At 60.3% G+C, this 13,883-nt stretch carries 8 protein-coding genes; 3 read left to right on the top strand and 5 right to left on the bottom strand.

Going from position 1 to position 13,883, the window contains the following annotated elements:
• Nucleotides 1-292: 292 nt before the first annotated feature.
• Genes ACA057_RS09840 through mfd form a run of 3 tightly spaced genes read right to left on the bottom strand, consistent with a single transcriptional unit; the run spans nucleotide 293 to nucleotide 7,021 of the window.
• Nucleotides 293-2,983, bottom strand: coding sequence for a DEAD/DEAH box helicase (locus tag ACA057_RS09840; RefSeq protein WP_497347849.1), 2,691 nt, complete (start codon nucleotides 2,981-2,983; stop codon nucleotides 293-295).
• 11 nt (nucleotides 2,984-2,994) lie between these two features.
• Nucleotides 2,995-3,561 (bottom strand): CsiV family protein, encoded by a 567-nt coding sequence (locus ACA057_RS09845; RefSeq protein ID WP_497347851.1) that lies wholly within the window; start codon nucleotides 3,559-3,561, stop codon nucleotides 2,995-2,997.
• Nucleotides 3,562-3,571: 10 nt separating this feature from the next.
• Nucleotides 3,572-7,021 carry a transcription-repair coupling factor gene (gene mfd, locus ACA057_RS09850; protein WP_497347853.1) on the bottom strand — a complete coding sequence of 1,150 codons (3,450 nt, stop codon included), beginning with the start codon at nucleotides 7,019-7,021 and terminating at the stop codon, nucleotides 3,572-3,574.
• Nucleotides 7,022-7,383: 362 nt separating this feature from the next.
• On the opposite strand from mfd, the gene ACA057_RS09855 reads away from it, so the two are divergent.
• Nucleotides 7,384-8,847, top strand: a complete 1,464-nt coding sequence (locus ACA057_RS09855; RefSeq protein ID WP_497347855.1) for a glyceraldehyde-3-phosphate dehydrogenase — start codon at nucleotides 7,384-7,386, stop codon at nucleotides 8,845-8,847.
• A 193-nt stretch (nucleotides 8,848-9,040) separates the two neighbouring features.
• On the opposite strand, the gene ACA057_RS09860 is transcribed toward ACA057_RS09855, so the two are convergent.
• A complete protein-coding gene (locus tag ACA057_RS09860) occupies nucleotides 9,041-10,339 on the bottom strand; it encodes an MFS transporter (protein ID WP_497347857.1) in 1,299 nt (432 codons plus the stop codon).
• 187 nt (nucleotides 10,340-10,526) lie between these two features.
• Here ACA057_RS09860 and ACA057_RS09865 point away from each other — a divergent pair, with 187 nt between their 5' ends.
• Together ACA057_RS09865 and sthA are read left to right on the top strand one after the other, a co-directional pair.
• On the top strand, nucleotides 10,527-11,513 hold the full coding sequence (locus tag ACA057_RS09865) for an FAD:protein FMN transferase (RefSeq protein ID WP_497347858.1): 987 nt from the start codon (nucleotides 10,527-10,529) through the stop codon (nucleotides 11,511-11,513).
• A gap of 207 nt (nucleotides 11,514-11,720) precedes the next feature.
• Complete coding sequence (gene sthA, locus ACA057_RS09870; protein WP_401353633.1) at nucleotides 11,721-13,115, top strand: Si-specific NAD(P)(+) transhydrogenase; 1,395 nt, start codon at nucleotides 11,721-11,723, stop codon at nucleotides 13,113-13,115.
• Nucleotides 13,116-13,157: 42 nt separating this feature from the next.
• Here the strand turns inward: sthA and ACA057_RS09875 are convergent, their stop codons facing one another.
• Nucleotides 13,158-13,880 carry a glycerophosphodiester phosphodiesterase gene (locus tag ACA057_RS09875; RefSeq protein WP_497347861.1) on the bottom strand — a complete coding sequence of 241 codons (723 nt, stop codon included), beginning with the start codon at nucleotides 13,878-13,880 and terminating at the stop codon, nucleotides 13,158-13,160.
• Nucleotides 13,881-13,883: the final 3 nt, after the last annotated feature.

Consider the following 13,883-nt stretch of genomic DNA (forward strand, 5'->3'; position numbering starts at 1 on the left):
CGTTGAGTCCATGACGACAGTAATTGAGCAACTTCATGCGCTGCGATGGGCAAAGGTGTTCAGTCATTGGCCGGGGCGGTGCTGGAAGGCGGAACGACGGGCGGCTGGAAGCTTGAGCAGGGTGATATTGAGGCGTTGTTTGCGCCGCTGCCTGATGCTAAGCCCTGATAGTAGGTTTCTTCAATGATGGCATCTTCGCGGGCAAGCCACGCTCCTACAGGTTTCGTGGTGGACTCAAAACCTGTAGGAGCGAGGCTTGCCCGCGAAAGCGATCTGCCAAACACTGCAGGCATCAGCGCTTTTCCAGCTTGTCCGGCAGCGGCGCAAACAGTGCTTCAATATCGTCGCTCTGCAACTTCCAATCCCCGGCCGAGCGTCCATCCAGTACGCCCGCCGCGAGGTCGGACTTTTCCTTTTGCAGGTGCTGAATCTTTTCTTCCACCGTGCCCCGGGCAATCATCTTGTAGACGAACACCGGTTTCTCCTGGCCGATGCGATACGCCCGGTCGGTCGCCTGGTTTTCCGTCGCCGGGTTCCACCACGGATCATAGTGAATCACCGTGTCGGCTTCGGTCAGGTTCAGCCCCACACCCCCCGCCTTCAGGCTGATCAGGAAGATCTGACGCTTGCCGCTCTGGAAGTCCTTCACCGGCGCGCGCCGGTCCCGGGTCTGCCCGGTCAACAAGGCGTATTCAACCCCGCGTTTTTTCAGTTCGGCTTCGATCAGCGCCAGCATTGAGGTGAACTGCGAGAACAGCAGAATCCGCCGACCCTCTTCAAACAATTCCTCAAGCATTTCCATCAGGCTATCGAGCTTGCCCGAGGTGCTGCCGCGAGTCGGCAGTGCGGCGTCGTTGACCAGGCGCAAATCGCAGCACACCTGGCGCAGCTTCAGCAGCGCTTCAAGAATGATGATCTGGCTGCGCGCCACACCTTTGCGGGTGATCTCGTCGCGGACTTTCTTGTCCATGGCCAAGCGCATGGTTTCGTACACATCGCGCTGGGCTTCGTTGAGCTCGACCCAATGGATGATCTCGGTTTTCGGTGGCAACTCGGTGGCCACTTGTTCCTTGGTGCGACGCAACAGGAACGGTTTGATCCGGCCGTTGAGGTGCTGAAGTCTTACTTCGCTGGCGCGTTTTTCAATCGGGACGCGGTAATCGCGGTTGAAGCTTTTGACGTCGCCGAGCCAGCCGGGCAGCAGGAAGTGGAACAGCGACCACAGCTCGCCCAAGTGGTTTTCCAGTGGTGTGCCACTCAGGCACAGGCGCTGGCGAGCGTTTAACTCGCGTGCGGCCTGGGCTGCCTTGCTGTTCGGATTCTTGATGTACTGCGCTTCATCCAGCACCAGCACATGCAGCGGCTGGGCGGCCAGGCGTTCGACGTCTTTGGGCAACAGCGCATAAGTGGTCAGGATCAGGTCGTAATCGGCCAGGTGCTCAAAGTGCTTCTTGCGGTTCGCACCGTACAGCGCCAGCACGTTGAGTTGCGGCGTGAAGTGCGCCGCTTCGTCGAGCCAATTCGGGATCAGGCTGGTGGGCATCACCACCATGCACGGCCGGTCCAGGCGTCCGGCGTTTTTCTCACTGAGAATATGCGCCAGGGTTTGTAGGGTTTTGCCCAGGCCCATGTCGTCCGCAAGGATTCCGCCGACTTCCAATTGCCGCAGCGACTGCATCCAGCTCAAGCCTTCCAGCTGATACGGACGCAAAGTCGCGTTCAAGCCCTCTGGTGCCGTGGCGGTGAAATCCTTGATGTCCCGCAAACGCTGGGCGAAGGTGCGGATCTGCTCGCCACCTTCCCAGAGCAGTGGCAGGTCTTCCAGTGGATTCAACCGCGTGGCATCGGCCTTGCTCAGGCGCAGCGTGGTTTCGCCGGGCCCTTGCAGATAGAACTCGCCCAGGGTTGCCAGCACCGGTTTCAAGCGCCCGAAGGGCAGGGCGACTTGCAGCGGCCCGTACTCGGAGTTCGGGCGGTTGGGGATGTTCACCAGAATCAACTCGTCATCGCGCCGACGGGCGAGGCGTTCCGGGTTGAGGATTTCAGTGTGGGAGCGCATCAGGTTCAGCAGGATCGGCAACAAGCTCAGCCGCTCACCGTTGACGATGATCCCCAGTTCCAGATCGAACCAGTCACGCTCCGGCGCCTGTTCGACGGTGGCGTACCAGTCGTCGACGGCGGTCAGGTCGAAACCGAAATCCTCGTCGATCTGCAACTCCCAGCCCTGGGTGCGCAGCTTCGGCAATTCATTGAGGGTGAAGGTCAGCCAGGCACTGTCGTTGACCATCTCGAAGAGCTCGCCGGCGCTTTCCGGCAAGGCCTTGCTTTGCCGGGTGGCGACCTTGAAGCCGAGGATTCTTAGCTGCTCCCTATAGGCCTGTTCGACTTCCGGGTGGCGTTTTATCCGTAGCGTTTGTGTCTCCTGACGAATCAAGATGTCGGCGTTCTTCTGCCCGGAAACGTATTCGTCCAGATAGCTGAAAGACAGCGCCGCGCGATGCTGGATGTAACGCTGCATTTTGCCGTTGCGCGGTTCGAATGCGCTGAACTCGATGCTCGCCAGCCACAGGCGCGGCACCGGTTGCACGTTGTCCACCAGCACTTGCGGCGGCGCTTTCGGGCTACGGTTTTCCAGCACGGCCGAGAGCTTTTCCAGCAGTTCGGCGTCTTGCGCGGCGGCGGGGTAGGCCAGGGTTTCCTGCACTTTCAGCAAAACGGCTGCGCAATGCTTGCAGTTGTTATGGACCGGGCAAGTGCAGGTGGCGTCGATCATCAGCAACGTGGCTTTCGCTGACTCGCGCAGACGAATGGTCTGACGGTAAACGTTACCGCCAGAACCTTCACACGCCGCGATGATCGTTGCGTCGCCCGCCTCGACAATCCTGACGCGGTTTTCCAGCGCATAGCGGCGGCCACGCTCCAGGCTCTGTTCCTTGAATCGGCTGACCCAGGAAGGTGCAAGGGGTTTGCTCAGGGTCGGCATAAGGACTTCAATCAGTCCGGAATTTCATCGGGGACTGGCCGAGGCGCAGGGGCGGTGAGCGAGGTGATCTTGATCAGCAGGCCGAGGTGGCCATTGTCGAGGAAGTTCAGCTGGCCGTTCTTGGTGTGGCTTTCCTGCTTCATGCGCTCGCTGGCGGTCACCATGCCATTGGCATCGATCTGATTGACCCAGAAATCCGCGTCGACGTCGGTGAAGCGCCCCAGTTTCAGGCTCAGCGTGCCCTCGATCGGGAACTGGCCGAACTGTTCCGCACCGTCGCTGATCGCCACTTTGCGGGCTTCTTCACCGAGGTTCTGCTTCCAGGCCTTGTGCAGCAACACCGTGTACTCGTTGCTGGCGGTGAGTTTTTCCACTTCGCCATTGAGGCTTGGCGTGAGCAAGCTGTCGGGGCTGACGGGCTGCGCGCCGGCTGCCCAGTCTTCCGGCGCGGCCCGGCTGACGATGGCGGGCACGGCGTTTTGGCGGACCAGAATCATTTCAACCTGATACAAGTCATCGGCAAACGCCGTCGGCGCAAACAGGGTGATCAACAAGGTCAGTGAGCGAAACAGGCGCATGCGGCGTCCTTCAAGCAGTTTTCGGAATGAGGCGCTCGAACAGCGCCTCTACAGTATTAAAGCGCTCTTCCGGGCGCTCCATCGGCACCTGGAATTTAAACATCGTGGCGCCTTCGAATTTGTAGCGTTTGGGCTGGCTCTGGATCAGTTTGATCAGCGTCAGCGGGTCGACCGGCGTTTGCGTGGCGAACTCGATTCGACCGCCTTGCGGGCCACCGTCGACTTTCTTGATGCCCAGCAACTCGGCCTGCAATTTCAGCGCCGTGATGCGCATCAGGTTCTTGGTCGGCTCCGGCAGCAGGCCGAAACGGTCGATCATCTCCACTTGCAGGTCCTTGAGGCCTTCCTCATCGGTGGCCGAGGCGATGCGTTTGTAGAGGATCAGTCGAGCATGAACGTCCGGCAGGTAATCTTCTGGAATCAACGCTGGTACCCGCAGATTGACTTCCGGACCGCCGCCCAGTGGCTGGTCGAGGTTCGGTTGTTCGCCCTTGCGGATCGACTTCACCGCGCGCTCGAGCATTTCCATATACAGCGTGAAGCCGACCGCCTGGATCTGCCCGCTCTGCCCGTCGCCGAGCAATTCGCCGGCGCCACGGATTTCCAGGTCGTTGGTGGCGAGCACGAAGCCCGCGCCGAGGTCCTGGGTGTTGGCGATCGCCTCCAGACGCTTTTCCGCGTCCGGGGTGATTTGCTGGCGCGGCGGCGTCAGTAGGTAGGCGTACGCCTGGTGGTGACTGCGACCGACGCGACCGCGCAACTGGTGCAGCTGCGCCAGGCCGAACTTGTCGGCACGCTCGATGATGATGGTGTTGGCGCTCGGCACGTCGATGCCGGTCTCGATAATGGTCGAGGCGATCAGCACGTTGAAGCGCTTGTGGTAGAAGTCGCTCATGACCTGTTCGAGATCGCGTTCGCGCATCTGCCCGTGACCGATTCCGATCCGCGCTTCCGGCACCAGTTCGGCGAGGTCGGCGGCGCATTTCTCGATGGTCTTCACGTCGTTGTGCAGGTAGTAGACCTGACCGCCACGCAGCAGCTCACGGAGCAAGGCTTCTTTGACCGTGCTCTTGTTCTGCTCCATGACGAAGGTGCGCACCGACAGGCGACGGGCCGGTGGCGTGGCGATGATCGACAAGTCGCGCATGCCCGACACCGCCATGTTCAGCGTGCGCGGAATCGGCGTGGCGGTCAGGGTGAGGATGTCGACTTCACTGCGCAGGGCCTTGAGCTGTTCCTTCTGACGGACACCGAAACGGTGCTCTTCGTCGATGATCACCAGCCCGAGGTTTTTGATCTTCACGTCGTCCTGCAGCAGCTTGTGCGTGCCGATGACGATGTCGATCTTGCCTTCGGCGAGGTCCGCGACCGCGGCGTTGACTTCCTTGGTCGACTTGAAGCGGCTCATCACTTCCACGCTCACCGGCCAGTCGGCGAAGCGGTCGCGGAAACTGTTGTAGTGCTGCTGGGCGAGCAGGGTGGTCGGCACCAGAATCGCCACCTGGCGACCGCCGTGCACCGCGATGAACGCTGCGCGCATCGCCACTTCGGTCTTGCCGAAACCGACGTCGCCGCAGACCAGCCGGTCCATCGGTTTCGGCGCGAGCATGTCGGCGCGCACGGCTTCGATGGTGGTTTGCTGGTCCGGGGTTTCCTCGAACGGGAAGCCGGCGCTGAAGGTCGCGTAATCGGCTTTCGGGTCGGCAAAGGCATAACCCTCGCGGGCGGCACGACGCGCATAAATGTCGAGCAATTCGGCGGCAACGTCGCGCACCTGTTCGGCGGCTTTGCGCTTGGCTTTCTGCCAGGTCTCGGAACCGAGACGATGGAGCGGGGCCAGCGCATCGTCGCTGCCGGTGTAACGGGCGATCAGGTGCAGGTTGGCCACCGGCACGTAAAGCTTGGCGTTTTCGGCGTATTCGAGGGCGAGGAATTCAGCCGCCTGATTGTCGATTTCCAGCGTGGCCAAGCCCAGGTAGCGACCGACTCCGTGATCGATGTGCACCACCGGCGCGCCTTCGCGCAGCTCGGTGAGGTTCTTGATCACGGCATCGTTGTTGGCGTCGGCGCGTTTCTCGCGGCGACGGCGCTGCATCACGCGCTGGCCGAACAATGGGCTTTCAGCCACCAGCGCCAGCGCCGGGTCGTCGAGCACCAGACCTTCGTCGAGCGGGGCGATGGTGATCGCCAGGCGCTCCTTGCTCGCGACAAAATCCGGCCAGCTGTCGACGGTTTTCGGCCGCAGTTTCAGGCGTTCCAGCAGTTCCAGCAGCACTTCGCGGCGGCCCGCAGATTCGGCGGTAAACAGTACGCGACCGGGGAACTCATCGAGGAAGCCGGCCAGCGCCGCCAACGGTTGGGTGGCTTTGGCTTCGATGGCCAGGTTCGGCAGTTCCCGAGCGGGGAAGCGCTCGCGGCCGACACCGGTTTCCACGTCCTGTTGGCTGGCGACAACGCGCGGCCAGTTCTTCAGGCGCGCGAAGCAATCCTCTACCGGCAGGAACAATTCGGCCGGTGGCAATAAAGGACGGGAGGGATCGACGCGGCGCTCTTCATAACGATTGCGCACGTCGTTCCAGAAATTCTCTGCCGCTTGTTCGATGCCCGGCAGGGAAAACACTTGCGTGTCCTGGGGCAGGTAGTCGAACAGCGTGGAGGTTTCGTCGAAGAACAGCGGCAAGTAGTACTCGATACCGGCCGGTGTAATCCCGCTGCTCAGATCCTGGAAGATCGGGCAGCGACGGAAGTCGACGTCGAAACGCTCACGGAAACGCGCCTTGAAGCGCGTGACCGCGTCCTTTTGCAGCGGAAACTCTCGCGCTGGCAGCAGGCGAACGGTTTCCACCTTGTCGATAGAGCGCTGGTTTTCCGGATCGAATGTACGAAGCGTCTCGATTTCGTCGTCGAACAGGTCGATACGGAAAGGTAATTTGCTGCCCATCGGGAACAGATCGATCAGCGAGCCGCGTACGGTAAATTCGCCGTGCTCGTACACCGTGTCGACGTAGCGATAGCCGCTGGCTTCAAGCCGGGTGCGCATTTGCTCGACGTCGAGCTTCTGGCCGATGTCTAGCACCAGGCTGCTGCCGAGCAGGAATTTGGTCGGTGCCAGGCGATGCAAGGCGGTCGTGATCGGCACGACCAGTACGCCATGGCTCAGCTCCGGCAACCGATACAGGGCCGAAATGCGCTGGGAAATGATGTCCTGGTGTGGCGAAAACAGATCGTAGGGCAGGGTTTCCCAGTCCGGGAAATGCAGCACCGGCAAATCCGGGGCGAAGAAACTCAGCTCCTGTTCCAGCCGTTCGGCACTTTGGCTGTCGGCGGTCAGCAGCAGGGTAAAGCGCTTGGCAGCGCTGGCAGCCTCGGCAATGGCCAGGCTCAGGGCGGCACCGGGCAGGTTGCCCCAGTGCTGTTTACCTGCCGCGGCAGGGAGAAGCGGTAGACGCAGAACGGGCACGGAAGGTTGAGCTCCAAGCGTTGCGACAAAGTCGGTAATTGTAGCGGCCTCAGGTGCCGGCTGTCAGTTGCAGATATGTCTATTACGCGGGTTGGGCAAAATGTAGTGGTAAAGACAAAATTCGGCCGTTTTTTAGTGAAAATTGGCAATTATGTAGTGGCAAAGTTAACCAGTGTTACGGATGGTTACGGACAAGGCAGCGCTACCTCCAAAAATTTGACTGCGCTGAAAGCCCCGGTTTTACTGGGCTTCAGCGCAGCGTAAGTTTTTTGAACAGAAAATTGTTACTGCTCGCACGACAGGCGCGCATTGCTACGAGAGGCACTCGGCGGCATAATGTAGCCCCTTTTTTCTGCCCCTACATGTGGAAGGTTCCCGTGACTCAGAAGCCCGACCAGTGTCTTGGTGAATGGATCGACCGTGAAGCACTCGCAGAAGCGATGATTCCGCTAATCGGTCAGCTCTACCGCAACAACAACGTGGTGAGCTCGATCTATGGCCGCAGCCTGATCAATCGTTCAGTCATTGCGATTCTCAAAGCTCACCGCTTTGCTCGTCATCGCCAGTCCGATGACAGCGAACTGTCCGTCCACGAAACATTCCCGCTGCTCAAAGCCATGAGCGAGCTCAAGCTCGGCGCCGCTTCGGTAGACCTGGGCAAGCTGGCGGTCAAATTCAAGACCGAAGGCAACGGCCGCACTGCCGAGCAGTTCGTCCGCGAAGAACTGGCTGACGTGGTTGGCCAGCAAAACGTTTCCGCTCGCAAGGGCACCGACGTTGTTCTGTACGGCTTCGGTCGTATCGGCCGTCTGCTGGCGCGCATCCTGATCGAGAAAACTGGTGGTGGCGACGGCCTGCGTCTGCGCGCCATCGTTGTCCGCAAGGGCGCCGAGAACGACCTGGTCAAACGTGCCAGCCTGCTGCGTCGCGACTCGGTTCATGGTCCGTTCGATGGCACCATCACCATTGATGAAGCCAACAACACCATCACCGCCAACGGCAACCTGATCCAGGTTATCTACGCGAAAAACCCGACTGAAGTGGATTACACCCAGTACGGCATCAAAGACGCACTGCTGGTGGACAACACCGGTGTATGGCGTGACGCCGACGGTCTGGGCCAGCACTTGGCCTGCCCGGGTATCGACCGCGTTGTTCTGACCGCGCCTGGCAAAGGCAAGCTGAAGAACATCGTTCACGGCATCAACCACGGCGACATCACCGCTGACGACAAGATCGTTTCCGCGGCGTCCTGCACCACCAATGCCATCGTGCCGGTGCTGAAGGCCGTCAACGACAAGTTCGGCATCGTCAACGGTCACGTTGAAACGGTTCACTCGTACACCAACGACCAGAACCTGATCGACAACTTCCACAAAGGCGATCGCCGTGGCCGTAGCGCCGCGCTGAACATGGTGATCACCGAGACCGGTGCTGCCACTGCTGCTGCCAAGGCGCTGCCGGAACTGGCTGGCAAGTTAACCGGTAACGCGATCCGCGTTCCGACGCCAAACGTGTCGATGGCCATTCTCAACCTGAACCTTGAGAAAGCCACCACTCGCGAAGAGATCAACGAGTACCTGCGCCAAATGGCCATGCACTCCGATCTGCACAAGCAAATCGACTACGTCAACTCGCAGGAAGTGGTTTCCACCGACTTCGTTGGCTCGCGCCACGCAGGCGTGGTGGACGCTGAAGCGACCATCACCCAAGACAACCGCGTTGTTCTGTACGTTTGGTACGACAACGAGTTCGGTTACAGCTGCCAGGTGGTTCGCGTGATGGAAGACATGGCCGGTGTAAACCCGCCAGCGTTCCCGCGCTAAGCGTTAGTTAGCTGCACACGAAAACGCCCCGACTTTGGTCGGGGCGTTTTTGTTCGTGTGGTTTGGTCATGTGTTGTCTCAGCGGGCCTCATCGCGGGCAAGCCCGCTCCCACAGGGATCAGCGGCGCTCACACAAGGGTGGTAACACCGCAAATCCAATGTGGGAGCGAGGCTTGCCCGCGAAGGCGATCGATCAGGCGCCACCAACCACCGCTGCCTGCGCCGTGCGCAATTCATGCTTGTTGCCCCGGAACAACACCAGCGTCGCAATCAACCCCAGCACCGCCGCACCACTGAGCCAGATCCCCGGCGCAGCTTTGTTATCCAGCACATGAATCAGGTACGTACAGGCCGCCGGCGTAAACCCGCCAAAGGTTGCCGTCGCCAGGCTGTAGGCCAACGAGAAGCCGGTTGTACGAACGTCCACCGGCATGATCTCGGTCAGCGCCACGACCATGGCGCCGTTGTACGAGCCATACAGGAACGACAGCCACAACTCGACGATCAGCAAATGGCTGAAGCTCGGGTTCGCCACCAGCCATGACAGGGCAGGGTAGGCGGTGAGGATGGCCAGAATAGTCGCCGCCAGCAGTAAGGGTTTGCGTCCGACCCTGTCGGAAAATGCGCCCATCACCGGCAGCCAGAAGAAGTTCGACAAGCCGATACACACCGTCACCAACAACGCATCCAGATCCGACAGGTGCAGTTCGGCTTTGCCGAAGGTCGGGGTGTAGGCGGTGATCAGATAGAACGACACCGTGGTCATCACCACCAACGCCATGCCGGCGATGACAATGCCAAAGTTCTGCCCGATCGAACGGACGATGTCCCGCAGGGTAGGGCGATGTTTACGCGCCTGGAATTCCGGTGTTTCTTCCAGCGACCGACGAATCACGAAGATCACCGGCACAATCATGCAGCCGATCAGGAACGGCACGCGCCAGCCCCAGTCACCCATTTGTTCCGGGCTGAGCCAGTGGTTCAAACCCACACCCAGCAGGCCGGCGAACACCACCGCGGCTTGCTGGCTGGCGGACTGCCAACTGACAAAGAAGCCTTTGCGGCCCGGCGTGGAGATTTCGGCCAGGTACACCGACACCCCACCCAATTCCACCCCGGCCGAGAACCCTTGCAGCAGTCGACCGAACAGCACGATCAGCGGCGCGGCCACGCCCAAGGTGGCATAACCCGGCACACAGGCAATCAACACCGTACCGGCAGCCATCATCGCCAGGGTGATGATCAGGCCTTTGCGACGGCCGTTACGGTCGATGTAGGCGCCCAGAAAAATCGCCCCCAACGGGCGCATCAGGAAGCCGGCACCAAAAGTCGCCAGCGACAACATCAAGGAAGCGAAAGCGCTGTCGGCCGGGAAGAAGGTTTTGGCAATGGCCGTGGCGTAAAAGCCGTAGACCATAAAGTCGAACATCTCGAGAAAATTGCCGCTGACAACGCGAAAAATCGCCTTGCCTTTGCTCGTGTTGGAGGACATGTGTAGGTACTCACGCTGGTAAATCTTGTTTGAAACGCTGCACCTGTGGGCGCGAGCCCGCAGGTTTTGCGTCTTGTTGACAGACGCTGGACAGACCTCGCTCCCATGCGCTCTGAGGCCCATAATGGCGGGCGCGGTTTTGAGGGGAGATGAAGATTTGTTAACTGGACGGTGGTCTGGGATTGTGATGCTGGCCGGCGTTTTGTCCGGTTGTGGCAACGGCGATCGTCTGGAACGCTTCGACGGTCCGACCATGGGCAGTCGTTATTCCATTCAATACGTAAGGCATTCCTCCGCGCCCGGGCCGAAAGCGGTGCAGGCCGAGGTCGAAAAGATCCTCGCAGACGTCGATCAGCAAATGTCGACCTACCGCAGCGACTCGGACATCGAGCGCTTCAACGATCTCCCCGCCAATCGCTGTCAGAAAATGCCCGCGCCGATCCTCAAACTGGTCCGTGTCGCTGAGCAGTTGTCGGAACAAAGCGCAGGTTCCTACGACCTGACCGTGGAACCGCTGCTCAATCTCTGGGGTTTCGGCCCACAAGCCCGTGAGGAAAAAGTCCCCACCGTCCAGGCTCTCGCCGACGTGCGGCAGCGAGTCGGTTACCAGCACTTGCACATCGATCGCGATCAGCTGTGCAAGGACGCCGCCGTCGAAGTCGACTTCAACAGCATCGCCGCCGGATACGCGGTCGATACGATTGCTGCCAGGCTGGAAGAACTGGGTATCCATAATTACCTCGCCGAAGCCACCGGCGAACTCAAGGCAGCCGGCAAGAAGCTCGACGGCTCTCCCTGGCGCATCGCTTTGGAGGAACCTCGGGATGATCAGCAAGTGGCCGAACGCGTGATCGCTGTCGACGGCTACGGTGTGTCCACGTCCGGTGACTACCGCAGTTATTTCGTACAGGACGGTCGGCGTTATTCCCACACCTTCGATGCCCGCACCGGTGCACCGGTCGCACACACCCTGGCGTCAGTCACGGTGATTCATCCTTCGGCGTTGATGGCCGATGGCTTATCGACGCTGTTGCTGATTCTCGGTCCCGAGCGTGGTTGGGACTACGCAGAAAAACACGACATTGGTGCATTCTTTGTGATTCGTGCCGATACAGCTTTCGTCACACGAACCACTCAGGCTTTTGAGCGCCTGAGTGGCGGAAAAACCGAGTGATCACGGCGATCCCGGCATTGAAGACTGGCGTTGTAGTGCAGGCAAAACTAGCCTACGACGCGACCAAGGGTTAATGTGCGCGGCGTTGACGCTTCTATAGACTGTGTCCGGGTTCTGCACTGGCCCCAAATTGTTCCTTCACGCCACAGATCGGCGTGATTTAGCCGCAGGTGCCGATGGCGCCGCGGCCTGTTCTGAGGAGTACGCATGGCTGTCTACAACTACGACGTGGTGGTGCTGGGTTCCGGCCCGGCGGGAGAAGGCGCGGCAATGAACGCCGCCAAAGCAGGGCGCAAGGTGGCGATGGTCGATAGCCGTCGCCAGGTCGGCGGCAACTGCACCCACCTGGGTACCATCCCGTCCAAGGCACTGCGTCACTCGGTCCGGCAGATCATGCAGTTCAACACCAACCCGATGTTCCGGGCCATTGGTGAGCCGCGCTGGTTCTCGTTTCCGGACGTGTTGAAAAGCGCCGAGAAAGTCATTTCCAAACAAGTCGCCTCGCGTACCGGCTACTACGCCCGTAACCGCGTCGACGTGTTCTTCGGCACCGGCAGCTTCGCCGACGAGCAGACCATCGAAGTGGTCTGCGCCAACGGCGTGGTCGAAAAACTGGTGGCCAAGCACATCATCATCGCCACCGGTTCGCGCCCGTATCGCCCGGCGGACATCGATTTCCACCACCCGCGTATCTACGATAGCGACACCATCCTCAGCCTCGGCCACACCCCGCGCAAACTCATCGTTTATGGCGCAGGCGTGATCGGTTGCGAATACGCATCGATCTTCAGTGGCCTGGGTGTACTGGTTGAGCTGGTGGACAACCGTGGTCAGTTGCTGAGCTTCCTCGACTCGGAAATTTCCCAGGCGTTGAGTTATCACTTCAGCAACAACAACATCACGGTTCGCCACAACGAAGAGTACGACCGCGTCGAAGGCGTGGACAACGGCGTGATCCTGCACCTCAAGTCCGGCAAGAAGATCAAGGCCGACGCCTTGCTCTGGTGCAACGGCCGTACCGGCAACACCGATCAGTTGGGTCTGGAAAACATCGGCGTGAAGGTCAACAGCCGTGGCCAGATCGAAGTCGACGAAGCCTACCGCACCTGCGTACCGAACATTTACGGTGCCGGTGACGTGATCGGCTGGCCGAGCCTGGCCAGTGCCGCGCACGACCAGGGCCGTTCGGCCGCTGGCAGCATCGTCGATAACAACAGCTGGCGCTTTGTGAATGACGTGCCGACCGGCATCTACACCATTCCGGAGATCAGCTCGATCGGCAAGAACGAGCAAGAGCTGACTCAGGCCAAGGTGCCGTACGAAGTGGGCAAGGCGTTCTTCAAGAGCATGGCGCGTGCACAGATCGCCGGCGAGCCGCAGGGCATGCTGAAGATCCTGTTCCACCGCGAGACGCTGGAAGTGCTGGGCGTTCACTGCTTCGGTTATCAGGCGTCGGAGATCGTGCACATCGGTCAGGCGATCATGAGCCAGCCGGGCGAACTGAACACCCTGAAGTACTTCGTCAACACGACGTTCAACTACCCGACCATGGCTGAAGCCTATCGGGTAGCGGCGTACGATGGCCTCAACCGGCTTTTTTGAGCGGCTCCGGCCGGTGGCCTGAGCCGGCCGGGGAGACCGATTTCAGCAATTCTCGAGCGTGGCGCTGGCCAAACCGGGAAAGTCTGTAATCAGGCTGTCAACGCCGAAGTCGGCGAGTCTGCGCATCAGCGCGGGCTCGTTGACTGTCCACACCGACACATGCAGCCCCTGACGCTGCGCCTTCTGCAGGCGTTCCGGCGTACACAGGGTCCAGTTCAGCGCCAGAATCTCACAGCCGTAGCTTTGCGCGACCTTCAACGGGTCGAGCCAGGCGTATTCGGCCACCAATCCGCGAGACACGTCCGGCACCAGGTCCAGCGCGGCTTTCAAGACTTCCCGCGAACTCGAGGTGATCGTCACCTTGTCGAGCAGGCCGAAACGCTGAGCCATTTCGCGAATCGCCAGCACCGTGGTGACGGCGCGAGTGCGTGAAGCGCTTTTGACTTCGAGCTGCCAGTGCTCGAAATCGCATTTTTCGAACAGTTCTTCCAGCGTTGGAATCGGGCACGGCTTGATCCAGCCCGGGCCGCCCTTGCGCGCGTCGTACGTCACCAGCTCCTTGGCGGTGTGCTCGACGACTTTGCCGCGCCGGTCGGTGGTGCGCTTTAGCGTCGAGTCATGGATGACCATCAACTCGTTGTCCATGGACAGGTGCAGGTCCAGCTCGCAGCGGCGTACGCCGTGCTTGAGGCATTCCTGAAAGCTGGTCAGGGTGTTTTCCGGTGCTTCGCCCTTGGCGCCGCGATGGCCGTAGATGAGGGTCACGGT

The sequence above is a fragment of the Pseudomonas sp. LBUM1661 genome, assembly GCF_059695925.1.